The organism is Demequina sp. B12 (assembly GCF_028823635.1).
In the GTDB taxonomy this organism is placed as follows: domain Bacteria; phylum Actinomycetota; class Actinomycetes; order Actinomycetales; family Demequinaceae; genus Demequina.
The window spans coordinates 1-25,779 of record NZ_JAPEHU010000002.1 but is presented as its reverse complement, the minus strand read 5'-3'; the positions used below and the strand labels follow the sequence as shown (position 1 = coordinate 25,779).

Annotated in this window: 23 protein-coding genes; 16 read left to right on the top strand and 7 right to left on the bottom strand. The window is 65.2% G+C overall.

Annotation, left to right across the window (positions count from 1 at the left end; genetic code table 11):
* Positions 1-75: 75 nt before the first annotated feature.
* Together ON058_RS04580 and ON058_RS04575 are read left to right on the top strand one after the other, a co-directional pair.
* The gene (locus ON058_RS04580) at positions 76-858 is read left to right on the top strand and encodes a MerR family transcriptional regulator (protein WP_274667859.1); all 783 of its coding nucleotides are present in this window, start codon (positions 76-78) and stop codon (positions 856-858) included.
* A gap of 126 nt (positions 859-984) precedes the next feature.
* The gene (locus ON058_RS04575; RefSeq protein ID WP_274667858.1) at positions 985-1,626 is read left to right on the top strand and encodes an NADPH-dependent FMN reductase; all 642 of its coding nucleotides are present in this window, start codon (positions 985-987) and stop codon (positions 1,624-1,626) included.
* A 53-nt stretch (positions 1,627-1,679) separates the two neighbouring features.
* On the opposite strand, the gene ON058_RS04570 is transcribed toward ON058_RS04575, so the two are convergent.
* A complete protein-coding gene (locus tag ON058_RS04570) occupies positions 1,680-2,693 on the bottom strand; it encodes a LacI family DNA-binding transcriptional regulator (protein ID WP_274667857.1) in 1,014 nt (337 codons plus the stop codon).
* Positions 2,694-2,890: 197 nt separating this feature from the next.
* On the opposite strand from ON058_RS04570, the gene ON058_RS04565 reads away from it, so the two are divergent.
* The 12 genes from ON058_RS04565 (at position 2,891) to ON058_RS04510 (ending at position 16,701) form a co-directional block, all read left to right on the top strand.
* On the top strand, positions 2,891-4,417 hold the full coding sequence (locus ON058_RS04565) for a sugar ABC transporter ATP-binding protein (protein WP_274668401.1): 1,527 nt from the start codon (positions 2,891-2,893) through the stop codon (positions 4,415-4,417).
* Entirely contained in the window at positions 4,414-5,502 is a 1,089-nt protein-coding gene (locus ON058_RS04560) for an ABC transporter permease (protein ID WP_274667856.1), read from the top strand. Before ON058_RS04565 ends, ON058_RS04560 begins: the two co-directional genes overlap by 4 nt.
* Positions 5,495-6,616, top strand: coding sequence for an ABC transporter permease (locus ON058_RS04555; protein WP_274667855.1), 1,122 nt, complete (start codon positions 5,495-5,497; stop codon positions 6,614-6,616). The genes ON058_RS04560 and ON058_RS04555 overlap by 8 nt, the downstream gene beginning before the upstream one ends.
* On the top strand, positions 6,613-7,674 hold the full coding sequence (gene rhaS, locus ON058_RS04550; RefSeq protein ID WP_274667854.1) for a rhamnose ABC transporter substrate-binding protein: 1,062 nt from the start codon (positions 6,613-6,615) through the stop codon (positions 7,672-7,674). The genes ON058_RS04555 and rhaS overlap by 4 nt, the downstream gene beginning before the upstream one ends.
* Positions 7,675-7,774: 100 nt before the next feature.
* Positions 7,775-8,941 (top strand): L-rhamnose isomerase, encoded by a 1,167-nt coding sequence (gene rhaI, locus ON058_RS04545; protein WP_274667853.1) that lies wholly within the window; start codon positions 7,775-7,777, stop codon positions 8,939-8,941.
* Between the two features lie 3 nt (positions 8,942-8,944).
* Entirely contained in the window at positions 8,945-9,295 is a 351-nt protein-coding gene (locus ON058_RS04540) for an L-rhamnose mutarotase (protein WP_274667852.1), read from the top strand.
* Positions 9,296-9,315: 20 nt separating this feature from the next.
* A complete protein-coding gene (locus tag ON058_RS04535) occupies positions 9,316-11,352 on the top strand; it encodes a bifunctional aldolase/short-chain dehydrogenase (protein ID WP_274667851.1) in 2,037 nt (678 codons plus the stop codon).
* On the top strand, positions 11,349-12,779 hold the full coding sequence (locus ON058_RS04530) for a rhamnulokinase family protein (protein ID WP_274667850.1): 1,431 nt from the start codon (positions 11,349-11,351) through the stop codon (positions 12,777-12,779). Before ON058_RS04535 ends, ON058_RS04530 begins: the two co-directional genes overlap by 4 nt.
* A gap of 83 nt (positions 12,780-12,862) precedes the next feature.
* Positions 12,863-14,053: an alpha-hydroxy acid oxidase gene (locus ON058_RS04525; RefSeq protein ID WP_274668400.1), complete on the top strand. Its 1,191-nt coding sequence runs from the start codon at positions 12,863-12,865 to the stop codon at positions 14,051-14,053.
* A gap of 179 nt (positions 14,054-14,232) precedes the next feature.
* Positions 14,233-14,793, top strand: a complete 561-nt coding sequence (locus tag ON058_RS04520) for an NADPH-dependent FMN reductase (RefSeq protein ID WP_274667849.1) — start codon at positions 14,233-14,235, stop codon at positions 14,791-14,793.
* Positions 14,794-14,955: 162 nt separating this feature from the next.
* On the top strand, positions 14,956-16,302 hold the full coding sequence (locus tag ON058_RS04515) for a deoxyribodipyrimidine photo-lyase (protein ID WP_274667848.1): 1,347 nt from the start codon (positions 14,956-14,958) through the stop codon (positions 16,300-16,302).
* A gap of 9 nt (positions 16,303-16,311) precedes the next feature.
* Positions 16,312-16,701 (top strand): DUF1801 domain-containing protein, encoded by a 390-nt coding sequence (locus ON058_RS04510; protein WP_274667847.1) that lies wholly within the window; start codon positions 16,312-16,314, stop codon positions 16,699-16,701.
* A gap of 13 nt (positions 16,702-16,714) precedes the next feature.
* Here the strand turns inward: ON058_RS04510 and ON058_RS04505 are convergent, their stop codons facing one another.
* Positions 16,715-17,659, bottom strand: a complete 945-nt coding sequence (locus tag ON058_RS04505) for a 2-hydroxyacid dehydrogenase (RefSeq protein ID WP_274667846.1) — start codon at positions 17,657-17,659, stop codon at positions 16,715-16,717.
* A gap of 12 nt (positions 17,660-17,671) precedes the next feature.
* Complete coding sequence (locus ON058_RS04500) at positions 17,672-18,676, bottom strand: LacI family DNA-binding transcriptional regulator (RefSeq protein WP_274667845.1); 1,005 nt, start codon at positions 18,674-18,676, stop codon at positions 17,672-17,674.
* 119 nt (positions 18,677-18,795) lie between these two features.
* Between ON058_RS04500 and ON058_RS04495 the strand changes: the two genes are divergently transcribed.
* Together ON058_RS04495 and ON058_RS04490 are read left to right on the top strand one after the other, a co-directional pair.
* A complete protein-coding gene (locus ON058_RS04495) occupies positions 18,796-20,145 on the top strand; it encodes an anaerobic C4-dicarboxylate transporter family protein (protein WP_274667844.1) in 1,350 nt (449 codons plus the stop codon).
* A 32-nt stretch (positions 20,146-20,177) separates the two neighbouring features.
* Positions 20,178-21,557 (top strand): M20/M25/M40 family metallo-hydrolase, encoded by a 1,380-nt coding sequence (locus tag ON058_RS04490; RefSeq protein WP_274667843.1) that lies wholly within the window; start codon positions 20,178-20,180, stop codon positions 21,555-21,557.
* A gap of 89 nt (positions 21,558-21,646) precedes the next feature.
* Here the strand turns inward: ON058_RS04490 and gatB are convergent, their stop codons facing one another.
* Genes gatB through ON058_RS04470 form a run of 4 tightly spaced genes read right to left on the bottom strand, consistent with a single transcriptional unit; the run spans position 21,647 to position 25,588 of the window.
* Positions 21,647-23,155 (bottom strand): Asp-tRNA(Asn)/Glu-tRNA(Gln) amidotransferase subunit GatB, encoded by a 1,509-nt coding sequence (gatB, locus tag ON058_RS04485; protein ID WP_274668399.1) that lies wholly within the window; start codon positions 23,153-23,155, stop codon positions 21,647-21,649.
* A 5-nt stretch (positions 23,156-23,160) separates the two neighbouring features.
* Complete coding sequence (gatA, locus tag ON058_RS04480; protein WP_274667842.1) at positions 23,161-24,666, bottom strand: Asp-tRNA(Asn)/Glu-tRNA(Gln) amidotransferase subunit GatA; 1,506 nt, start codon at positions 24,664-24,666, stop codon at positions 23,161-23,163.
* On the bottom strand, positions 24,663-24,962 hold the full coding sequence (gene gatC / locus ON058_RS04475) for an Asp-tRNA(Asn)/Glu-tRNA(Gln) amidotransferase subunit GatC (RefSeq protein WP_274667841.1): 300 nt from the start codon (positions 24,960-24,962) through the stop codon (positions 24,663-24,665). The genes gatA and gatC overlap by 4 nt, the downstream gene beginning before the upstream one ends.
* A gap of 41 nt (positions 24,963-25,003) precedes the next feature.
* Positions 25,004-25,588 (bottom strand): N-acetyltransferase, encoded by a 585-nt coding sequence (locus tag ON058_RS04470; RefSeq protein WP_274667840.1) that lies wholly within the window; start codon positions 25,586-25,588, stop codon positions 25,004-25,006.
* Positions 25,589-25,779 lie beyond the last annotated feature (191 nt).

Genomic DNA, 25,779 nt, shown 5'->3' with positions numbered 1-25,779 from the left:
GTGTGCTCGTGTTGTTCTGGGGGCAGGAAAACTCCGCTTGACATTGACGTAACGTCAACTTCTACGCTGGTTTCCATGAACACCACAGCACCGGCCGATGCGGAGGAGACCTTCCTCGACATCGCTCAGATCTCACGCCTCACCGGCGTCACGTCCCGCACCCTGCGGTACTACGACAGCATCGGCCTCCTAGCGCCCGCCTGGACCGGTCACGACGGCCGGCGCCACTACGGGCGCGCAGAACTGCTCCGCCTGCAGCACATCTTGGTGCTCCGTGAACTCGGAACACCCTTGGCAGGCATCGCCACGATCGTCGACACCGACGACCCCACCGTCACCATCGCCGCGCTCCGCGACCACCTCGCTGGACTCGTGGCCGAGCGAGATCGCTTTGCACGCCTGGCGGCGACCGTGGCCAGCACCATCGATTCATTAGAGAAGGGAACTCCCATGACAAACGAGGACATCCTCGACGGCTTTGACCGCCGCAAGCATGAACCAGAAGCACGTGAACGCTGGGGCGACGACGCTGTGGACCAGTCCAACGCCAAGTGGGAGGCGCTGGGCAAGGAGGGGCAACAGCAACACCTGGACACCCACCGCGAGGTCGTGGAGGCGCTGGGAGCCGCGATTCGCGTGGGCTTCGCGGCGGACTCCGCGGAGGTTCAGGAGATTGTCGCCAAGCACTACGCCTGGGTCTCACTGTTCTGGACCCCTACTGCAGAGACCTACCGCGGGCTCACTCAGATGTACGTCGACGACGAGCGATTCCGCCGCAACTATGACGAGGTTGCCCCCGGTGCGGCGGTCCTTCTGCGTGATGCGGCAGACATCTATGCTGGCCGAGAGTTGTCGTAAACCCCGACACGCACGACGCGGCGTCACGGACGTACCAGGGGAATAACTCAGCACTCTCAGCGTTGGGAACGGTAATCATGGGCGGCACATTCGGTGCTCAGCCCCATAGCTCACCAGGAGACCTCCGTGACGACGCTCGGCCTACTGATTGGCTCGATGCCCCTTGCCCGCACACAGCACCAGCTCATTCGGCTCCTCACCGATGCGGCTCCTGATCACACCACAGTTGTCCCCCTCGACGCGCAACGACTCCCCCACCACGCCCCGTACGACGACGTCCCCGTCCCGACCCCGGCGCACGAATGGCGGAGGTCCATCGCCGAGCTCGACGGCATCGTGGTGCTGGCCCCCACGGTGGAACGCTCCATTCCGGGCGCGTTGAAGAACGCTATCGATTGGGCGGGCACCGCGGGAGGTCCGAGCGCGCTTGAAGGCACGCCCACGATCATCGCGGGCGTGAGCGTAGGCCCACTTCCGCGGTTCGCGTCCCTTCAGCACCTCCGTACGGTCCTGACCGACGTGGGGGCTGCACTGCGTTCGCAGCCGGAGACCGTCTTGTTTGCCACCCCGGAGGCATTTGACGGCTCCGGCGCCGCGGTCGACCCTGACCTCATCGATGAGGCCCGCGACCTGATGTCAGCGGCCGCAGGGCTGACCGTGCATGTGCGCCGCACCGATGCCGTGGCCTCCACCACGGACCCGGTCGCAGAAGTTCTGACCGCGGGCCCCGCGCCTGTCAGCCCAGTCGAGGGCATCCCCGTCGCGTAAAGGGGCACAGGCGCCGCCTCCGGCACTGTGACAGGCAGCCGATCACCGCGCTGTCACCCGGGCTGCGAAGAAGCACGGACGACGAGTTCGGGCTGGTACACCACATGTTGGCGGGCATCATTCGTGGACTTCTCGCCCTCCGCAACCAGCAGATCGACGGCTGTCGAGCCGATGGCATCTCGTGGCTGACGCACCGACGTAATGGGCACCACTGCCGCTGCTGCGAACGCGATGTCGTCATAGCCGACGAGTGCCACATCCTCGGGGATTCTCACGCCGTCGGGTCCTGCCAGTAGCGCCTGCTGCAGCCCGATGGCGATCAGGTCGTTGGCCGCGAGGATCGCATCACAGGTGCCAGCACGCACCATCGCTCGTAGGCGCTCGCCGGCCTCCCGACCCGCATCTAGAGTCAGGCCTGGGGTATCCACCACGATGAGGTCGTCCGCACCAGCCTCACGAACGGCAGCCCTCGCCCCCGCACAACGATCCCGAACCTGGTGAAGCGAACTGGGGCCGCCCACGAAGGCAATCCGCTCGCGGCCCTGCGCCAGCACGTGCATCGCCGCGAGCCGCCCGCCTGACACGTCATCGACCGCCACGGAAGCGATGGTGTGGTCCCCGGACCCCCGGTCCACCAACACCACGGGAACTCCCCGTGCGCGCAGTCTGGCCACGTGTTCGGCTGCGTCTGCTGTGGGAACCAGGAGGACTCCCGACACCCGTTGGCGCTCGAACTGGTCGAGGTGGGCGGCTTCTCGCGTAGCCGACTCATCCGAGTTTGCGAGCAGCAGGGTTCGCCCGTAGTGCGCGGCCCGGTCTTCTGCGCCGCGCGCGACATCCGTGAAGAAGGGGTTACCCATGTCCAGCACAATGAGCGCAATCTGATTGGACTGCCCTGCGCGTAGCTGCCGGGCTGCGTCGTTGCGGACGTAACCCAAGGCCTCGATGGCGTCGTGGACACGGTGGATCGTCTCGGGGCGGACGGTGTCGGGTCGGTTGAGGACGTTCGAGACCGTGCCAACTGACACCCCTGCTAGCTGCGCGACTTGCTTCACGCTGACGCCCATGTCACTTTCCTCCATCACGACTGTGACGTGATCCTGCCACAGGTTTTAGAGCATCGGTCAAAAACACGCACCGTGCCGCCCTGCCTATTGAATCGTTACATTTCCGTGACGGCAACCCCTTTGACAGGTGTTGCCGTCGGCCCTACATTGAACCTACTTGAATCGTTTCATCAATGGCGACTGAAACTGGAGTGTCAATGTCGACGCCTGTCCCCCGCGTCGAGCAACGGCCCGCACTGTTGCTCGACCGTGTATCCAAGTCCTTCGGGTCCGTAATGGCACTCAAGAGCGGCTCCCTGCGCATGGAATCGCACAGCATCCACGCACTGATCGGCGAGAACGGTGCAGGCAAGTCCACGCTCGTCAAGATCATCGCCGGCGTCCACCAACGCGACGCAGGCACAGTCGAACTCGCAGGAGAGAGCGTCAACTTCTCCAACACCGCCCAGTCCAAAGATGCCGGCATCGCAGTCATCTACCAAGAGCCCACACTGTTCCCCGACCTCTCGGTGACGGAGAACATCTTCATGGGACGCCAGCCCGTGCGCGGACTGCGTGGTGTTGACCGGCGTTCCATGCGCACCCAAGTCACGGCACTCTTCGACCAGCTTGGAGTCTCTCTGGACCCGGACCGGCCCACACGTGGCCTGTCCATTGCGGACCAGCAAATCGTGGAGATCGCAAAGGCCATCTCGCTCGACGCCCGCGTCCTCATCATGGACGAACCCACTGCGGCACTCTCTGGCGTCGAAGTAGAACGTCTCTTCAAGGTGGCTCGGGCCTTGCGAGACGAAGGCCGCGCCCTTCTGTTCATCTCGCACCGCTTCGACGAAGTGTTTGACCTATGCGACACCGTCACGATCATGCGTGACGGGGAGTACGTCGCCACCACCGCGATCGAAGACACCAGCGTCGACGAACTCGTGCGCCAGATGGTGGGCCGCGATGTCACCACGCTGTACCCCAAGGAGCCGGCGTCGATTGGCGAGGATGTGCTGGTTGTCGAAGGCCTCAGCCAACGTGGACTGTTCCACGACGTCTCCTTCTCAGTGAAGTCCGGCGAGATCGTGGCGCTAGCGGGGCTCGTCGGCGCAGGCCGCAGCGAGATCGCGCGCGCCATCTTCGGAGTCGACGACTACTCCTCTGGAACAGTGTCCGTCAACGGAAAAGCGATCAGGAAGCATGACCCAGCCAACGCGATGGGCGCCGGGATCGCCCTCGTGCCAGAAGATCGCCGCAATCAAGGTGTGATTCTCGATTCCACCGTGGCGCGCAACACGACACTTGCTATTCGTCGCAGCCTCACAAAGTACGGTCTCCTGTGGCCGTCGGCAGAGAACGACGCAGCTCGGCGCTGGGCCTCTCGACTTGAAGTAAAGACCAGCGCCCTAGACGCTCAGGCCGGCACACTCAGCGGCGGCAACCAGCAAAAGGTCGTACTCGCCAAATGGCTTGCCACCAACCCCACGGTACTCATCGTTGACGAACCCACCCGCGGCATCGACATCGGCACTAAGTCGGAGGTTCACCGCGACCTGTCCACGCTCGCTGGCATGGGCCTCGCCATCGTGATGATCTCATCCGAGCTGCCTGAAGTCCTCGGCATGGCTGACCGAGTCTTGGTCGTGCATGAGGGCCGCATCACCGCCGAACTCGATCGCGACGAGGCCACACCCGAGTCGGTCATGTTCGCCGCTACCCACAGCAAGGAGTCGGCAGCATGAGTGACAGCAGTTCCACGAGCATCCTGGCCCAGTCCCAGGTTCTCGCACGTCTGGGGCGCATTGGGAAGGCACGTGAGGCAGGAGTCCTCGCAGCCTTGATTGCAGTGATCGCGATCACCACGGTGCAGAACCCCAACTTCCTCTTCTCCAGCGACGGATTCCGCGACCTACTCGTCACCCCCGCGATCCTCATGATCGTCGCGGTGGGCCAAGCAATGGTGATCGTGACACGCAATGTGGACCTGTCGGTAGGTTCCGTGGTGGGCCTCAGTGCCTATCTCACGGGTCGCGTGTTCATCGACTTCTCCTGGCTCCCCTGGCCCACGGTGTTTCTCATCGGCATTGCGTGTGGCGCGCTGCTGGGACTCATCAACGGTTGCCTGGTGGCCTTCGCGAAGGTTCCGTCACTCGTCATCACGCTGGGCACTCTCTATGCGTACCGCGGCATCAACGTGATGTGGACTGGCTCCGACCGCATCAACGCGTCCGACATGCCCCAGGACTTCCTCGCACTCGGCACCCAATCGTGGTTCAGGATTCCGGTCATCACAGTGATCGCGCTCATCGTCCTGGCCATCGCCGGCTGGTACATGTACACCCAACGGGGCGGACGCGAGTTCTATGCCATTGGCTCCGATCCGGATGCGGCAAACCTCTATGGACTTAAGGTCCGCCGCAGGGTGCTGTCCGCGTTCGTCTTGTCCGGCTCACTCGCCGGCCTCGCAGGAGTCCTGTACGCGGCACGCTACGGAACGGTGAACTCCCAAGTGGGCTCGGGTCTCGAACTCGAGGCCGTCGGCGCAGCCGTCATCGGCGGCGTCGCAATCTTTGGCGGGTCAGGCTCAGTGTTCGGTGCCGCCATCGGCGCGTACCTGCTGCTCACCATCAACCGTGCCCTGCCAGTGCTAGGAGTCGAGGACTTCTGGCAGCGCGCGGTGGTCGGCGTACTGATCATCGGCGCGATCGTGCTGGACAAGCTCGCGGCGAACCGGCAAGAACGCCGCCTTCTCGCACTCCGAGATACCGAACAAGACAGTTCCCCACCGCCCGCCGTTGCCCAAGACAAGGAGGCGCACCGTGGCTAGCGCCGTTGCAGAGCGGACCACTGTCCGTACCTACCGCGACTACTCGCGTCCGTGGTGGCGGCGTGCGCTCCTCACTCGAGAGATCGCCATCGTCGCTGCCGTGATTGGCGTCTACGTAGTCGCCGCAGTCGCCGTACCGAACTTCTCCTCGCCCATCACGCTCACGTACCTCATGCTCGATATCGCGGCGATCCTGCTGATCGCATTGCCGATGACCATGATCATCGTGACGGGCGAGATCGACCTCTCGGTCGCGTCGGTCGTGGGATTGTCGAGCGTCACCTTCGGAACCCTGTACCAGGCGGGGCTTCCCATTCCGCTGGCCATGCTCGCCGCATTGGCCGTTGGCGCGATTGCAGGGTTCATCAATGGATTCCTGGTGACCGTGGTGGGACTCCCATCGCTGGCCGTCACGATCGGAACCCTGGCTCTGTTCCGAGGGCTCGCCGTAGGAATCCTCGGCACGACGGCGGTGACCGGCTTTCCCGACGCCTGGACAGACCTTGCGACCTCAAAAATCCCGGGTACCCCCATCCCCAGCGTCATGATCGTGTTCGTCATCCTTGCGATCGGGTTTGGACTGTTGCTCCACGCCACGCCATTCGGACGGGGCGTGTTCGCCATCGGACAGTCATCGGAAGCCGCCCGGTTCTCCGGTGTGCGAGTCGAACGCACCAAGCTTCTGTTGTTCGTCGCCTCGGGCACCATCGCCGCCCTTGCCGGCATTTACTACACGCTCCGTTACGGCAGCGCCCGCGGCGACAACGCCACGGGTCTCGAACTCAGTGTGATCGCCGCAGTCCTGCTGGGCGGCGTCTCCATCTTTGGCGGACGCGGCGCACTCCACGGCGTCATCGCAGGCGTGTTCCTGATCGGCATTCTGGCAAGCGCACTCCGCCTCGCCAATGTCACCTCTGATGTCATCAACATCATCACCGGCACCCTCCTCGTGGTGTCCGTTGTCTCCCCCAGTCTTCTCGCGTGGGCACGCTCCTCCTGGGCGCGCCATCGCGGGAACAGAGAAGCCGCTGGCGGCACCACGCCCGCTCCCGCGGTTGGTCATGCAAACCCCGATGCACAGCCATCGCAGCACAAGGAAAAGGAAGCACAATGACGTCTTCACTCACCCCTAAGAAGGGCGGTCTTGCCGCTCTGGCAATGACGGTCGCACTGGTGGTGGCCGGTTGCTCCAGCGGCTCCGACTCAGACCCCACCTCAAGCGCCACCGGTGGCGGCTCGGCCGAAGGAGGGTCTGACGCTAACTTGGCGATCACGTTCCTCCCCAAGAACCTGGGCAACGCCTACTTCGACACCTCCGACGCGGGTGGCGAGGAGGCCATTGGCGAGTTCGGCGGCACCTACGCAGAAGTGGGACCCGCGGAAGCGGCACCCGATGCACAAGTCAGCTACATCAACACTCTCACCCAGCAGGGAGTCGGCGGTATCGCGGTTTCCGCGAACGACCCGGAGGCGATTTGCGATGCCTTGAATGAGGCTCGCGACAATGGCGTCAAGGTCGTGACGTTCGATTCGGACACCAACCCTGACTGCCGCGACATCTTCATCAACCAGGCAACCGCCGAGGGCATCGCCCAGGTGCAGGTCGACATGATCGCCGAGCAGATTGGCGACGAGGGTCAGATCGCCATCTTGTCGGCAACCGCGAACGCGACCAACCAGAACGCATGGATTGAGCTGATGGAAGAGATGCTTGCGGCAGATCACCCCGACATCGAGTTGGTGGATGTGGTGTACGGCGATGACGACGACCAGACGTCCTTCGACAAGACGGCCGCTCTTCTGCAGACCTACCCGGACCTGAAGGGAATCGTCTCACCGACCACGGTGGGTGTCGCAGCCGCAGCACGCTACCTGTCGACCTCTGAGTACAAGGGCGAAGTGGCTATCACCGGATTGGGCACTCCGAACCAGATGCGCTCCTACGTGGAGGACGGAACCTGCGAAGCGTTCGCCCTGTGGAACCCGGGCGACTTGGGCTACTTGGCCGCATACGCCGCCAAGGCGCTGATCGAGGGAGAGATCACCGGAGCCGAAGGCGACATGTTTGAAGCCGGCAAGCTCGGCGAGTACACCGTCGACGCTGACGGCGTGGTGCTGCTGGGAGACCCCTACGTGTTCGACGCAGACAACATCGGCGACTTCGACTTCTAGACGAACGCCAAACAGCGCTGGTCCGAGGACTCCCTTGGAGCCTCGGGCCAGCGCCCCTCCCCTGTGTGACGCCGTTAACCCTTGGAAAGAAAGCGAAGCTATGACTGCCTTCGATGCCATCGCCCACCGCCTCGAGGAACAGGCAATCGAACTCCCGTCGTGGGCGTTTGGTAACTCCGGCACGAGGTTCCGGGTCTTCACGACTCCAGGAACTCCACGCGATCCTTTCGAGAAGATCGCGGATGCCGCTCAAGTCCACAAGTTCACGGGACTCGCTCCGAGTGTTGCTCTCCATATTCCTTGGGACAAGGTGGATGACTACGGCGTATTGCGCGCGCATGCTGAGGAGCGGGGAGTCCGGCTCGGCACCATCAACTCGAACACGTTCCAGGACGAGGACTACAAGCTGGGTTCGCTTGCCCACCGCGATGACCGCATCCGTCGCAAAGCCATCGACCACCACCTCGAATGCATCGACATCATGGACCAGACGGGATCGCGCGACCTCAAGATCTGGCTCGCAGACGGCACCAACTACGCGGGCCAGGACGACATGCGCGGCCGCCAGGACCGCATGCACGAGGCCCTTCAAGAGATCTACGCGCGCATCGGCGAGAACCAGCGCCTGGTGCTCGAGTACAAGATCTTCGAGCCGGCTTTCTACCACATGGACGTGCCGGACTGGGGTACGAGCTACGCCCAGGTGGCGGCCCTCGGCGAGCGCGCCACCGTGTGTCTTGACACGGGCCACCACGCCCCCAGCACCAACATCGAGTTCATCGTCATGCAGCTGCTGCGCCTGGGCAAGTTGGGATCCTTCGACTTCAACTCGCGCAACTATGCCGACGACGACCTCATCGTGGGCGCCGCTGACCCGTTCCAACTGTTCCGCATCATCGTCGAGGTAATCCGTGGCGGCGGCTACGGCAACGACGGCGACACGGCCTTCATGCTCGATCAGTGCCACAACATCGAGGACAAGATCCCCGGTCAGATCCGCAGCGTCCTGAACGTGCAGGAGATGACTGCCCGAGCCCTGCTGGTGGACCGGGACGCGCTGACCGAAGCGCAGGTCGCCGGCGACGTCCTGGGAGCCAACGGCATCCTCATGGACGCGTTCTACACGGATGTGCGTCCCGATCTCGCCGCATGGCGCGAGAGCCGCGGACTGCCAGGTGACCCCATGGCGGCCTTCGCGGAGTCGGGTTATCTCGCCAGCATCGCGGCGGAGCGCGTGGGTGGGACCCAGGCAGGATGGGGCGCCTGAGCCATGCCTCGCGTGTGCTTTACCCTGCAGGTCGACCCTGACCGGCTCGACGAGTATGTCGACGCCCACCGGGCCGTCTGGCCCGAGATGCTCGAGGCGATTCGCGATGCGGGACGGCGCCACTACAGCCTGTTTCTGAGCCCCGACGGACTACTGGTGGGCGTCTACGAGACGGACGACGACGAGGCGTCCGCAGCGGCACTCGCCGCGGATCCGCGCACCGCACGCTGGGAAGCCGCGATGGCTTCCTTCTTCGTGGCGCTCGACGGCGCCCGGCCCGACCAGGGCGCACCCCAGCTTCCCGAGGTCTTCCATCTGGAGACCCAGCTTGACGCGGCCGACCTTCTTCACTGATTTCCCGAAAGGACCCCCTCATGACGAACCCCGTGGTCTCCGACCTCATCACGCGCTCGAACCGCTTGGGCTCGGACCCCAAGAACACCAACTACGCGGGTGGCAACACATCTGCGAAGGGCACCGAGACCGACCCGGTCACCGGCCAGCCCACCGAGCTGGTGTGGGTCAAGGGCTCCGGTGGCGACTTGGGCACACTCAAGGAAGCCGGCCTGGCAGCGCTACGCCTGGACCGCATGCGCGCGCTCGTGGACGTCCACCCCGGCATCGACCGTGAGGACGAGATGGTCGCGGCCTTCGACTTCTGCCTCCACGGCAAGGGCGGCGCCGCTCCGAGCATCGATACCGCGATGCACGGCCTCGTGGACGCAGCGCACGTCGACCACCTCCACCCGGACTCCGGGATCGCGATCGCGACCGCTGCCGACGGCGAGGAGCTGACGCAGAAGATCTTCGGCGACCAGGTGGTGTGGGTGCCGTGGCGCCGCCCCGGTTTCCAGCTGGGCCTGGACATCGCGGCGATCAAGGCGGCGAATCCGCAGGCGATCGGCTGCATCCTGGGCGGCCACGGCATCACCGCGTGGGGCGACACCTCCGAGGAGTGCGAGGCGCGTTCGCTGCAGATCATCGACACCGCGGCCGCGTACATCAAGAGCCACGGCAAGGCCAACCCGTTCGGCACAGCGCTTGAGGGCTACGGTGCTCTGGAGGCCGATGCGCGACGCGCCAAGGCGGCCGCGCTCGCTCCCACGATTCGCGGCCTGGCATCGACCGACAAGCCCATGGTGGGCCACTTCACCGACGCGGACGAAGTGCTGGACTTCCTCGCGAGCGCCGAGCACCCGCGCCTGGCCGCACTGGGCACGTCCTGCCCCGACCACTTCCTGCGCACCAAGGTCAAGCCCATGGTGCTCGACCTGCCCGCGGACGCTCCGGTCGAGGACGCCATCGCGCGTCTCAAGGAGCTGCACACCGAGTACCGCGCCGACTACCAGGCGTACTACGACGCTCACGCAACCGAGGACTCCCCCGCCATTCGCGGCGCAGATCCGCTGATCGTGCTGGTTCCCGGAGTGGGCATGTTCTCGTTCGGCGCGAACAAGCAGACCGCACGCGTGGCCTCCGAGTTCTACATCAATGCCATCAACGTGATGCGCGGCGCTGAGGCCCTGTCCACGTACACCCCCATCTCGGACTACGAGAAGTTCCGTATCGAGTACTGGGCCCTCGAGGAGGCCAAACTCCAGCGGATGCCGAAGCCCAAGTCGCACGCGACCCGCGTCGCATTCGTCACCGGCGCGGCCTCGGGCATCGGCAAGGCCATCGCGACGCGCCTGGCCGGCGAGGGCGCGTGCGTGGTCATCGCGGACCTCGATCTCGCCAAGGCCCAGGAGGCCGCGGCGGAGCTGGGCTCCACCGACGTCGCGGTGGGCGTGCAGATCGACGTCAGCAGCGCCGATGCGGTGCAGGCAGCGGTGAACGAGGCGGTTCTCGCGTTCGGCGGCATCGACCTGATTGTCAACAACGCTGGCCTGTCGTTGTCCAAGCCGTTGCTCGAGACCACCGAGAAGGACTGGGACCTCCAGCACGACGTCATGGCCAAGGGATCGTTTCTGGTCTCGCAGGCCGCGGCGCGCGCGATGATCGCGCAGGAGATGGGCGGCGACATCCTGTACATCGCGTCCAAGAACTCGGTCTTCGCCGGCCCCAACAACATCGCCTACTCCGCGACCAAGGCCGACCAGGCTCACCAGGTGCGACTGCTCGCCGTCGAGCTGGGCGAGCACGGCATCAAGGTCAACGGCATCAATCCCGACGGCGTGGTCCGTGGCTCCGGCATCTTCGCCGGCGGCTGGGGCGCCAACCGCGCCAAGACCTACGGCATCGAGGAGGACGACCTGGGCAAGTTCTACGCCCAGCGCACCATCCTGAAGCGCGAGGTGCTGCCCGAGCACGTGGCGAATGCGGCCGTGGTCCTCACCGGCCCCGACATGACCCACACCACCGGCCTGCACGTGCCGGTGGACGCAGGCGTGGCAGCCGCCTTCCTGCGATGAGCACGGCACCAGGGTCTACTGCGGCGGTCGCCGCGGTCGACCTGGGAGCCACCAGCGGCCGCGTCATGGTGGGGCACGTCGGTGCCGACACGCTGCGGATCCGTCAGGTCGCACGCTTCGCGAACGGCCCCGTCTCGCTTCCCGACGGTCTGCACTGGAACATCCAGGGCCTGTACCGCGCGGCACTGGATGGGCTGCGCGACGCCCGCACGTGGGAGAAGGACGTCGCATCAATCGGCATCGACTCATGGGCCGTCGACTACGGACTGCTCCGCGCTGGTCGGTCGCTCGGAGAGCCGTTCCACTACCGCGACGCCCGCAATGAGCTCGCCGTGGAGCGCGTGCATGCGCGCGTGCCGTTCGCGGATCTCTACCGCCGCAGCGGGTTGCAGTTCCTGCCATTCAACACGCTCTACCAGCTCGAGGCCGAGGACTCCGCGGTGCTGGCCGCCGCGGATCGCCTGCTGCTGGTGCCGGACCTGCTCGCCTACTGGCTCACCGGCCGCGAGGTCGCCGAACGCACCAACGCCTCCACGACCGGGCTGCTCGATGTCGCGACGCGCGAGTGGGACCACGAGCTGGTGTCGCTGCTCAACCTGACCCCCTCCCTGCTGCCGGAACTCGTGGAAGCCGGTACTCGCATCGGCCCGCTGCTATCCGCGCCCGCACAGCACACCGGCCTTGCCGACGCACAGGTGGTCGCCGTGGGCAGCCATGACACCGCTTCCGCGGTGGTCGCAGCGCCGATGCGCGAGTCGGGAGGCGCGTACATCTCCTGCGGGACGTGGGGCCTGGTGGGCGTCGAGACCGAGCGGCCGGTGCTCACCGATGCTGCACGCGAGGCCAACTTCACGAACGAGGGCGGCGTGGATGGCCGCACGCGGTTCCTGCACAACGTCATGGGCCTATGGCTACTGAGCGAGTCCATTCGCACGTGGGAGCGCGACGGCGAGCAGATCAACCTGGAGCGTCTGCTCGCGGAGGCCGCTGCGGTGGGCCCGGACGTTCCGGTCTTCGACGCGAACGACCCCGTGTTCATGGCCCCCGGGGACATGCCCGCGCGCATCGCCCAGTGGTGCACCGAGCGCGGCCTCGCCGCGCCGTCCGGCCGCGCTGAACTCGCCCGCTCGATCATCGAGAGCCTGGCCCAAGCATTCGCGCGGGCGGTGGCCACGGCATCGGCCCTCTCAGGGCAGCATGTCGACACGATCCACATGGTGGGAGGCGGCGCGCTCAACGAGCTGCTCTGTCAGCGCACGGCGGACCACTCCGGACTGACCGTCATCGCCGGTCCCGTCGAGGCCACAGCGCTGGGCAATGTGCTGGTGCAAGGTCGCGCGCTGGGCGCGATCGACGGCACTCTAGAGTCGATGCGAGACCTCGTGCGGCGCACCTTCGAACCGCGTTCATTCGACCCCCACTCGTGACACCGCAGCGCGTACCAGGACTGAAGGAGTCTGACGTGAAGCAAGACCGACACTTCCCCAAGCCAAACGAGCTGGCGCCGCTCATGCGCTTCAAGAAGTTCGAGATGGACGGACGCAAGCGGCGGCTCGCGAAGGCGCACACCATCGCAGATCTACGCAAGATCGCCAAGCGGCGCACCCCCAAGGGCGCGTTCGACTACACCGACGGCGCTGCCGAAGCGGAGCTCTCGCTCGCCCGCGCGCGCCAGGCCTTCCGGGACATCGAGTTCCACCCGGCCATCCTGCGCGACGTCTCCGCCGTCGACACGTCCGTCGAGATCGCAGGCGGCACCTCTGCCCTGCCATTTGGCATCGCACCCACGGGCTTCACCCGCATGATGCATTCGGAGGGAGAGCGCGCCGGCGCGTCTGCGGCGGCCGCGGCGGGCATCCCGTTTTCACTGTCGACCGTGGGCACCACCTCGCCCGAGGGTGTGGCAAAGGCTAACCCCGACGGTCGCAACTGGTTCCAGCTGTACATGCAGAAGGATCGCGACAAGTCGATGGACCTCGTGACCCGCGCTGCGGAGTCCGGCTTCGACACCCTGCTGGTCACGGTGGACGTGCCCGTCGCGGGTGCCCGCCTGCGCGACAGCTACAACGGCTTCACCATCCCGCCGCAGCTGACCCCCAAGACCGTACTCAACGCGATTCCGCGCCCCGAATGGTGGGTGAACTTCCTCACCACAGAGCCGCTGACCTTCGCGTCGCTGTCGGAGTGGGACGGCACCATCGGCGAGCTGCTGGACGCGCTGTTCGACCCCACGCTGGACTTCGACGACCTCGCGTGGATCCGCGAGCAGTGGAACGGCAAGATCTTCGTCAAGGGCATCCAGACCGTTGCGGACGCAAAAGCCGTGATGGACGCCGGCGCGGACGGCATCGTGCTGAGCAATCACGGCGGCCGGCAGCTGGACCGCGCGCCCATCCCGTTCCACCTGCTGCCGGAGGTGCGTCGGGAGCTCGGCGACGAGGCCGAGATCATCCTCGACACCGGGATCATGTCGGGCGCGGACATCGTCGCGGCGCTCGCCATGGGAGCGGACTTCACGCTCGTAGGCCGTGCATACCTGTACGGGCTCATGGCCGGCGGCCGCGAGGGTGTGGACCGCACGATCGACATTCTGCGCCGTGAGATCGTGCGGACCATGAAGTTGCTGGGCGTCGCGTCAGTAGCGGAGCTCACCCCCGACCATGTCACTCAGCTGCAACGGCTCGTTCCTCGCACTCACTGAGCGCACCGGACTGCCCTGCGGCGGCGAACAGCTCAGGGTCTGCTGGGCGTCTACACGGGGGCTTGTGGAAGAAATTTAGTTGCGTTTGGAATAGTTGAGACATCACGTATTGTTAGAGCCGATGTAGCCACCACTGCTGGTGGCCACTTCCCCAGTGATCTCATCGAAAGGACACCCGCATGCCCCGCATCGGCATCATCGTCGGCTCCATTGCTTCCGGCTCCATCAACCGCGTCGTCGCAAACGCCCTTCCCGCACTCGCCACCGACCCGGACGCGCAGTTCGAGATCATCGAGATCAAGGACCTCCCGCTCTACAACTATGAACTCGATGCCTCCTACCCGGAGTCTGCGGTGGAGCTCAAGAACGCCATCGAATCTGTTGATGGCGTCATCATCGTGACCCCCGAATACTCGCGCTCGATCCCCGGCGTCCTCAAGAACGCTCTGGACTGGTCGTCGCGTCCCTGGGGCCAGAACTCCTTCAACGGCAAGCCCGTGGCGATCATGGGCGCTTCGATCGGCACGACCGGCACCGCCGCGGCTCAGCAGCACCTGCGTGCAATCCTGGGGCACTTCAACGCCGCCACTTTGGGCCAGCCCGAGACCTTCTTCCACTTCCGTCCCGAGGCATTCGCCGCCGACGGCTCAGTCCAGGACGAGACCTCGCAGGCCATCCTCGCAAACTTCGTCAACGCGACCGTGGATCACGTCAAGCGTCACGCCCTGGTGAACGCGTAGGCCCCAAACATCCCTTAAAGTAGTTCTCCTTGTGGGTTCGCCTCCCACCACCCCCCTTGGGAGGCTGGCAGCCCATACGCAGTCCGCGTACAACACCGCAGACTGCACCTTCAGCGGCGGCCGTCCGGGAACACCTGGGCGGCCGCCGCCGTTCTACCGGGCATGACAGTCCCTGACTCCAGTCTTTGGTGGGTGCGCCGCGACATGCGGCTGGCCGACAATCCTGCGGCCGCGAGCGCTGCTGAGTCTCGCAACCATGCGGCGATCATGTGTTGGACGCCAGGAGTCCACTTCTGGTCGGGGCGTCGGGTGGCGCACCTTGCCCGGGTGGCATGGCAGTTGCGTGAAGCGATGGGCGGCGCATTGTCGGTCCGTCGCGGGGAGCCCGCACAGGTCGTCACGGAGGCAGCGCGTCAGGCCGATGCGTCGGTGGTGTGGGCGGCGCAGGAGTTCAGCCCCTCAGGGGTTGCGACCCAAGACGCGGTGCGCACTGCACTTGAGGCGGACGGCCGCGAACTGCGGTTCGTGGGTTCACCGTACGCAGTGGCTCCTGGCCGGGTTCGTAAGTCCGACGGGGACCCTTACAAGGTGTTCACGCCGTTCCGAGAGTCCTGGCGTGCGCACGGCTGGCGCTCCCCTGCTCCCGCGCTGGACGGACACGGCTGGGACCGGCTGAGCGCATCGGACCAGGATGTGGATCTTGACCAGATGGCCGCTCACGGCGACACCACGGATCCGTTGCTCGCGCCGCACGAGTTTCGCGAGGAGCGTGTGCTGGCGGACTTTGGCTCATTCGTGGACGATGCCCTTGACCGTTACCAAAGTGAACGCGACCGCCCGGACCTTGACTCCACTTCTCACCTGTCCACGGCGCTGGCGTTCGGTCAGATCCATCCGCGTACGGTGTTGGCTGCCGCTGCGCGCCATGACCATCCGAGTGCTCGTATCTTCGAATCTGAGTTGGCGTGGCGTGAGTTCCATGCGGACGTCCTCTTCCACCATCCTGGAGCACGCCGCGAGTCATTGACCCCGGTGTTGAGCAATCAGGACTGGGTGGCCGGCACCAAGGCGGACGCCGCGTTCATGGCTTGGCGTGACGGCCTCACGGGCTTTCCGATGGTGGATGCGGGGATGCGTCAGTTGGCGCAGACCGGGTGGATGCACAATCGTGTGCGGATGGTCGTCGCGAGCTTCTTGGTGAAGGACTTGCGGGTGCCATGGCAACGCGGCGCAGACCACTTTCGGCGTGCACTCGTCGACTATGACCACGCCCAGAACCAACTGAACTGGCAGTGGGTCGCTGGCACAGGCCGTGACGCGGCGCCGTTCTTTCGAATCTTCAATCCTGAGTCACAGCGGGACAAGTTCGACCCCCAGCGTCGCTATGTAGAGCGGTGGATCCCTGAGTTGGACACTCCCGGATATCCCACGCCGATGCTCGACCACAAGGCTGAGCGAGCGGTGACGTTGGAGATGTACCAGCGCGCGAAAGCCCAGCGATCGCGCTAGTTTCGAGGTATGACCGTCGCTGAGGTCAACGTCTGGATGGCGCACCACGACACTCCCATGCAGGAGGTCATTGAGAGGGTGCGCCGCATTGTGCTGGTCTCAGACTCACGAATCGATGAGTGCATCCGATGGTCTACGCCGACGTTCACCTACAAGGGCCGGGCGATGGCGAGTTTCTATCCCAAGGGCTCCATGTATGCCACGTTGATCTTCCATAAGGCGGGTCTTCTGCCGCAGCGGTTTCCGCACCTGGAGTTCGCGCCACGTGATGCACGCGCCATGCATGTGATCTCGATTGCTGAGGCCGAACTGCTGCGCGATGAGATCGGCGAGATTGTCAGCAGTTGGATCCGCTGGTCTGATGCGGAGGCGCTGGTCGACTCGTCGAAGTTCGCCTGACCAGTCGTGATGACTAGGCGCGGCCCACGGCGACCACGTTGACGGGGCCCGCGCCTGACCGGAGAGCGTCGATTTGGGCGTGGACGAGCGCCACGTAGCGTGGGTCTGTCAGTTGCGCGAAGCCTGCCACGTGCGGAGTCAGGATAACGCCGGGTGCCGTGTACAGCGGGTGACCTTCGGGTAGCGGTTCTGGGTCGACCACGTCGAGCGCTGCGCGCAGCCGTCCTGACGTGACCTCTGCGAGCAGGGCGTCGGTATCCACGACGGCTCCCCGGCCCACGTTCACCAGAAGTGCGTCGTTGGGCATTGCGGCGAGGAAGCGCGCATCGACCAACTTGTCGGTGCTGTCGTCGTGCGGGGTCACGACCACCACGATGTCGAACCGAGGCAGCAGCGCGGGCAGGTCTTCGACGGCGTGCACCACGACACCGTCGGGGGCGGTACGCGCCGACCGAGCGACCCCCTCAACGTGAGCTTCGCAAGCGCGCATGCGCGCCCCGATCGCGGCGCCAATGGACCCGTAGCCCACGATGAGGACGCGCGCATCGGCCAGAGAGGGCGCGGTCTCGTACGCATCCCAGACACCCCGCTGTTGAGCGTCGAAGAAACGTGGCAGTGCACGTTGAGACGCGAGCGTGAGCAGGAGCGCCATCTCCGCTGTCCGCGTGTCATGCACGCCACGCGCATTGCACAAGGCAACCCCCGCAGGCACGAACGGCACGGCGTGCTCGTAGCCGGCCGAGGGAATCTGGATTGCGGCCAGAGCAGGCAGTGTCCCGAGCCTGCCGTAGAGGGTGCGGCCACCGGTCCGATGCGCGAGGCACGCCATCGTGATGTGGTCGCGTTCTGCGGTGGGCGGGTCACTTTCCGCAGGGTTCCACACCACCACGCGGACGTCGGCGGGGACCTCGCCAATGGCATCGGCTACTTCTGGGGTGGGAACGGAGACAGTGATCACGGCGCTAGTCTGTCACGCTCGCCCAGGACGGGGCGGGGCCGTCGAGTCTCGCAGCACGAGTTCAATCGGGAGCCGCACGTGGGTGTCGGTGGAGTTGCCATCGATGCGGTCGAGCAGCATCTGCATCGCGGCCGCTCCCATGTCGTGCAAGGGTTCACGCACGGTCGTCAGCGGGGGCGTGGCGAGTGCCGCGTCGGGCACATCGTCAAAACCCACGACCGAGAGATCCGCCGGCACAGAGAGTCCGCGGTTCTGAGCGACGTTCATGGCCGCGATCGCCGAGACATCGTTCGCACCCACGATCGCGGTAGGCGGGTTGGCGCTGTCGAGCCATGACTCGGTGATGGTGGCGGCCAGCTCTGCTTGGTAGCGCGCTTCCACCACGAGCGTGGGGTCAACCTCGAGGCCAGCCTGCGCGTGCGCGTGGCGGAAACCGCCTTCGCGTGACTGAGCCGAGTCCAGTTCGCTACGGCCGCCCAGGAAGCCGATGCGCCGGTGCCCCAGTTCGATGAGGTGGTGGGTGGCTTGCAAGGTCCCGTCAAAGTTGTCGACGTCGATGGTGGGAAGCCGGTTGGGGCCAAAGTGCGGGTCAACGGCAACCACGGGCACCACCATGTCTCCGTCGAGCACCGTGGGTGTCACGATCACCGCACCGTCGATCAGGGTGCCCCCCAAACGCGCCAGAGAGCGACGTTCCCACCCATGCGTGAACCCACCCGAGTGCGCGAGCAGTTCATAGCCGGACCCACGTGCCGCCTTGTCCGCCCCTTTGAGCAGTTCCGCCGCGAAGGGATCGAACTCCGCCACCAGCACGCCCAGTACTTGCGTCTTGCCCGCACGCAATGCTGCGGCGGAGAGGTTACCTGCGTATCCCAACTCGTCGATGGCACGTTGGACAGCTTCGGTGGTGGCGGCAGAAACTCCGTAACGCCCGTTGACCACCTTGGAAACCGTCGGAACCGACACCCCGGCGGCGGCCGCGACATCGGCGAGTTTGATGCGCGCGGGGGTGTCCATGCTCCGATGATATTCCCCCGCCGCCGCTACGCGACTTACCAGGCGCATCGGCCTGTTCCGGCGTAAAGTCGGCTCAAGGGCCGATGCGGGCTCATACCGGCGAGCGAGGGCGGACCTGAGTGGACATCATCTTTGTGCTCGAGGCACTCGTGGTGCTGGGTGCGATCGTCATGGGTACGCGCGCGAGCGGCATTGGCGTGGGCGTGTGGGGCGGCGTGGGCACGTTTGTGCTGGTGTTTGTCTTCGGCGAGGCGCCCGGCGAGCCACCCGTGGACGCGATCCTCATCATTCTCGCGGTCGTCACCGCGGCGGCTCTCATGCAGGCGTCCGGCGGAATCGACTGGATGGTGGCGATGGCGGCACGGGTGATCGAAAGGCGACCGCGCCAAGTCACCGTGATCGCACCGCTGACGGCTTTTGCGTTCTGTGCCGGCGCTGGCACCGGTAACATCATCTATCCGCTGCTGCCAGTGATCTACGACGTGTCGTACCGCAACCGCATTCGCCCCTCGCGGCCACTGACCGTCACTGTCGTACAGTCCGGCATCGCGCTCGCTGCCTCGCCGGTTTCCGCAGCCATGGCCGCCATGCTGACCCTGACCGATGTCGCCCCGTACAACCTCGGCCTGGGCACCATCTTGGTGATCACCATCCCGGCGTGCGTGATCGGCATCGTCGTGACCGCGATCGTCACCAACCACCTGTGGCGCGACTTCGACGATGACCCGGAGATCCAGCGCCGCATCGCCACCGGAGAACTCCCCCAACCCGGTGCCGCCAGCGATGGGGCCCGCGCATCGGCGCACCTGACCTACACCGCGCGTGGCCGCAACGCCGCACTCGTGTTCCTCGCCGGCGTGATGGCGATCGTGACATTCGGAATCTTCCCGGACCTGCGCCCCTCTTCCACCGTGGACGGCGTTGCCACGCCCGTGTCCATGACGGTGACCATTGTGCTGATCATGCTGGTCGTCGCGGCGCTCATCATCATCGTGGGCCGGCCCACGATGAGCGACGTCCCCACCCAATCCGTGTTCAGTGCTGGCATGGTGTCAGCGATTGCCCTTTTCGGAATCGCCTGGCTCACCGCTACGTTCATCACCGCACACCAGGACTACATCATCAGCACCGTAGGAGAATGGGTGACCGATTGGACGTTCTTGTTCGCCGTCGCGGTGTTCCTGGTGGCAGCGATGACCACCAGCCAGTCCACGGCAACGCGTGCGATCGTGCCCATCGGTCTTGCCGCCGGAATGCCGCCGGGAATCATCACCGGTATGTGGGCCGGCGCACTCGGTGGCGTGTACACGCTGCCCGCCAATGGCCCGCAGATCGCCGCCGCAAACTTTGACCAGACGGGCTCTACCAAGCTCGGTACCAAGTTGCTGGACCACAGTTTCTTCGTCCCGATGCTGGTGATGGTGGTCACGACGGTTGCCGCCGGTGCCGCCATTGGAGCCTTGGTATGACCCTGTCCGAGCGCTCGTGAAAGGCTTCTCCCATGACCATTGACGATGTTTCTGCCCGTGTTCACTCCCTCATGCCTGGGGTGATCGGCGACCTTGAAGAACTGATCGCGCTGCCGTCCGTAGCGTTCCCGGGCTTCCCTGCGGAGCCTGTGGAACGCATGGCGCAGCGAACGTTGGAGATACTTCGCGAGGCAGGCGTCCCGAACGCACATTTCGCAGACGTGCCCCACGGATACCCGCCTATCTACGGTGAAGTGCGCGGCCCGGAAGGTTCGCCCACCGTCGTCTTGTACGCCCACTACGACGTCCAGCCCGCACCCGAGTCTCAGGGCTGGACCACCGACCCCTGGACCGCTACCCACCGGGATGGTCGCATCTACGGCCGTGGCGCCGCCGATGACAAGTCCGGACTCGTCAGCATCCTGGGGACGCTGCGCGCATTCGACGGCAACTTCCCCTGCACGCTGCGCATCATCATCGAGGGGATGGAAGAGACGGAAAGCAACCTCGAAGAGTTTGTGGACGCGCATCCCGACCTCTTTGCCTGCGATCTGTTCGTCATCGCGGATATGGGCAACCTCCGCGTGGGCGAGCCTGTCATGACCACAGCCCTGCGTGGTGACGTGTCCTGCACCGTCACCGTCCGCACCCTGGAACATCCGCTTCACTCAGGCGTCTACGGAGGTCCGTCACCCGACGCCATGATGGCGCTGGCCCGGCTTCTCACCACGCTTCAAGACGATGCCGGAGACGTCACGGTCGAAGGCGTGACCGGCGGAGCGTGGGATGGCGCGGACATGGCGGAGGAGGACTTCCGTGCGGGCGCTGACCTCCTGCCGGGTGTCTCCCTCGTGGGGACCGGAACCATTGCGGACCGCCTCTGGGCCAAGCCATCCATCAACGCGATCGGCATCGACACCACCAGCATTGCGGACTCGTCCAATGTGATTCTTCCGGAAGCAAGCGCGAAGATCTCCATGCGCATCGTTCCCGGCGCTGATCCGCAGGCGGAACTCGATGCGCTCGTCCGCCACCTGTCCACCCACGCACCATGGGGTGCTCAGGTGGAGGTCACGCCCATCAAGGCGGCACCGCCGTACCGTGTCGACACGTCGGGGCCTGGATACGCTGCGGCCCGCGAGGCCATGGCTCAGGCTTTCGGCAAACCCGCCGGTGAGGCGGGCTCCGGCGGCTCGATTCCGCTCGTGCAAACCCTCCACGACGCCTCCCCTGGCGCCGAGTTCGTACTGTGGGGGCCCGAGGATGTCGCCCTCGCCAGGGTTCACGCGTCAGACGAGAGCGTCGACCCGGACGAGATCGAACGGATCATCGTGGCGCAGGTGCTGCTGCTGAACTCCCTGGCGCGGCCCGAAGCTTCTCCCAGCGGCACCCCCACTCACGCCACCGACTAGCAGCGAAAAAACAAAACGCGCCGGGCCGTCCCTCCGGAAGAGGTGAACGACCCGGCGCGTATGCCGTGTCAGCAGTGTGCCGTCAGCGCCTAGCCTTCGACCCCGGCACGCTGCAGGATGATTTCCCGCACACGCCCAGCATCGGCCTGACCGCGGGTGGCCTTCATGACCGCTCCCACGATGGCTCCAGCAGCCTGGACCTTGCCGTCCTGAATCTTCGCCAGGACATCGGGCTGAGCGGCGAGTGCTTCGTCAACGGCAGCCTCCAGGGCGGAGTCGTCGGAAACGACCTCGAGGCCCCGAGAAGCCACCACCTCAGTGGGCGAGCCTTCGCCGGCAAGTACACCTTCAAGCGCCTGACGAGCCAACTTGTCGTTGATCTTGCCGTCGTCGATGAGTCCCTGGAGTTCCGCCACGTGTGCAGGGGTGACCGGCAGCTCTTGGAGAGTGACGTCGCGGTCGTTGGCGGTACGGGCCAGTTCGCCCATCCACCACTTGCGTGCGGCCTGTGCCTTGGCACCGGCCGCCACGGTTGCGGCGATCAGGTCCAGGGCATCGGCGTTGACGGCGTCACGCATGTCCAGGTCAGAGAAGCCCCATTCCTCCATGAGACGCGCGCGCATTTTCGCGGGGTGCTCGGGGATGGTGCTCCGGAGTTCCTCGACCCACTCGCGGCTGGGCTCCACGGGCAGCAGGTCAGGCTCCGGGAAGTACCGGTAGTCCTCCGCTTCTTCCTTGGAACGGCCGGGGGTGGTGGACCCGGTGTCCTCGTGCCAGTGACGGGTCTCCTGCACCACAGGCTCGCCTGCGAGCAGTAGCTCAGCCTGACGCGCGGCCTCGTGGTGGATCGCGCGCTCGATGGCACGCAGCGAGTTCACGTTCTTGGTCTCGGAACGCTTTCCGAACGGCACTGCGTTCTGGTCTTCGCCAGGCGCCGCCTTGGGGCGCAGGGACAGGTTGACGTCGGCACGAACCGAGCCCTGTTCCATACGACCGTCGGAGATGTCGAGCGCCTTCACAAAGTCGCGGATGGTCGCCACGTAGGCGCGAGCGACTTCAGCGGTGCGGGCACCCGCACCGGTAATGGGACGGGTCACGATCTCGACCAGTGGCACACCGCCGCGGTTGTAGTCCACGAGGGAGTGGGATGCACCCTGAATACCGCCGGTGCCGCCCACGTGAGTGTTCTTGCCTGCGTCTTCTTCCATGTGCGCACGCTCAATGCCGATGGTGAACACTTCACCGTCATCCAACACCACGTCGATGCTTCCGTCGTAGCAAGTCGGCTCGTCGTACTGCGAGATCTGGTAGTCCTTCGCCAGGTCTGGATAGAAGTAGTTCTTGCGGGCGAACCGGCTGGACTCGCGGATGGAACATCCCAGTGCTAGCCCCAGGCGAATCGCCGACTCCACGGCCTTCTCGTTCGTGACGGGCATCGATCCGGGCAGGCCCAGGCATACGGGGCAGACCTGCGTGTTCGGCTCGGCACCGAACTCGTTGGCGCAGCCGCAGAACATCTTGGTCTTGGTGTTCAGTTCGATGTGCACTTCGATTCCGAAGACCGGGTCGAACTGCTCCATCGCCTTGTCGTAGGTCATGGCGCTCACTTGGCCACCTCCAACTCGGGGGCCTGTGCCGCCAAGGGGCCGCCCCATTCGTCGGCAAGCGCCTTCTCAAGCGCCGCGCCGATGCGGTACATCCGGGCGTCCTCGTGCGCCGGAGCCAGGATCTGGAAGCCTGTGGGCAATCCGTCCTCTGGTGCCAAGCCCGAGGGAAGCGACATTCCGGGGATGCCTGCAAGGTTTGCGGGGATGGTGGCCACGTCGTTGAGGTACATCGCGAGCGGGTCGTCGATGCGTTCACCCAACTTGAACGGCGTCGTGGGGGTGGTGGGGCTCACGAGGACGTCGGCCTGCTCGAAGGCCGCGGCAAAGTCACGCTGGATGAGCGTGCGGACCTTCTGAGCGGAGCCGTAGTAGGCGTCGTAGTACCCGGCGCTCAGGGCGTAGGTGCCCAGGATGATACGGCGCTTGACTTCGTCGCCAAAGCCTTCTGCACGCGTGGCCGACATGGTGCGTTCAACGTTGCCCTTTTCGACTCTCTTGCCAAAGCGCACAGAGTCAAACTTGGCAAGGTTGGAGGACGCTTCCGAAGGCAGGATCAGGTAGTAGGCCGCAAGCGCGTACTCGAACGACGGGCACGAGACCTCGACGATTTCGGCGCCGAGTGCCTTGAGCTTGTCGAGGCTTTCCTCGAAGCGCTGCTCCACGCCTGGCTGGTATCCGTCCCCGGACAGTTCCTTGATCACGCCGATGCGCACGCCGGTGAGGTCGGCTTCCCGACCTTCACGAGCGGCAGCGACACAGGAGGGCACCGGCTCGTTGAGGCTGGTGGCGTCCATGGGGTCGTGTCCGCCCATGACTTCGTGAAGCAGTGCGGCGTCCTCGACCGTACGGGCACACGGGCCCAGCTGGTCGAGCGAGCTCGCTAGCGCGATGGCACCGTAGCGGGACACACCACCGTAGGTGGGCTTCACGCCCACGGTCGCGGTGACCGATGCGGGCTGGCGGATGGAACCACCGGTGTCAGAGCCGATGGCCAGCGGTGCTTCAAATGCCGCCAGGCTTGCGGCGGAGCCACCACCGGAGCCACCGGGAATACGGTCAAGGTCCCAGGGGTTGTGTGTGGCGCCAAAGCCGGAGTGTTCAGTGGAAGATCCCATCGCGAACTCATCCATGTTGGTCTTTCCCAGGATGGGCATCCGTGCTTCGCGCAGCTTGCGCGTCACGGTCGCGTCGTATTGGGGAACCCAACCTTCAAGGATCGTGGAGCCGGCGGTCGTCGGCATTCCCTCGGTGACGAGGATGTCCTTGACCGCGATCGGCACGCCTGCGAGTTCCGGAAGCTCCTCTCCCGCTGCCCGTGCGGCGTCAACGGCGCGCGCGGTAGCGAGAGCGCCCTCGGCGTCGATGTGCAGGAAGGCGTGTACGTCAGTGTCGACTGCGGCGATGCGGTCGAGGTGCGCTTGGGTGAGTTCAACGGAGGTGACGTCGCCTGCTTTGAGCGCAGCGACCATCTGTGCCGCTGTGGCACGGGTCCAGTCGGTCATGCTTCCTCCCCAAGAATCTGCGGCACACGGAACCGACCGTCTTCGGCCTGAGGAGCACTGGAGAGTGCTGCTTCTTGGCTGAGCGAGGGGCGGACTTCGTCTGCACGGTGGACGTTGCTCATCGGGATGGGGTGTGAGGTGGCGGGAACATCTTGTCCTGCCACTTCAGCGACCTTGGCCACGGAGTCCACGATGGCAGCGAGCTGCCCAGACAGACGGTCAAGGTCCTCATCGGTCATATCAATACGCGCGAGCGCCGCGAGGCGCGCCACGTCGGAACGTTCGAGGGAAGACATGCGACGAGTCTAATGGCGTGGGCCTCAGTGTGAACCCACCACTATGGACGCGGAGGCTCCCACGAGTAGCCAAGGAGCCGGATGGCGAGGTGGCCGTCAACGGTGTCGCCGGCGTCTGCGCTGGTGACACGGGTGATCGAACCGTCGGCGTTGTCGATGACGGTCCAGTCGAGGTCTTCTCGGCGTTCGAAGCCCAGTTTCTCGTAGAGGCGGTGGGCGACGTGCATGGACTCCATTGTGGACAGGACGATGCGGTGGGCACCGTTGTTCACGGCACGTTCCATGGCCGCGCGGGTGAGGTTTGCGCCGATGCCTCTGCCGCGTTCCAACGGGGACACAGCGAGCATGCGCAGCTCGTATTCGTCGGGTCCGGCTAGTTCAGCAAGCGAGGACCCTGGTGGAACCACGGTGATGGTTCCAATGACTGACCCTTGCCCGTCGACGCCGTCCGCCATGATCAGCAAGTCCGCATCGTGAGCCCTGGTGCGGGCGTCCTTGAGCTGAGGGATGTACGGGTGGGCTTGGTCTACCAGTCCGTCTGCGAGGTATGCGAGGGCTGTGAGTTGACCGATTTCGCTCAGCCGTGAGGAGTCGTCTGGATCCACACGTGTGATGCACTCGCTCATGGTGCTCCCCGGGGTGTGAGTGAGGCGTCCTTCGTTGGACGACCGTCCGTCCAATGTAGTCACCGACACCGGGGGATGCCAAGAGATATCGCGAGAAAGGTCAACACTGTGGAAAACACACGCAAGTTACCTGGGGAAATGCAGAAGGGCCGCCCTGGTGGGGGCGGCCCTTCTGTGAAATGGTGTCCCGC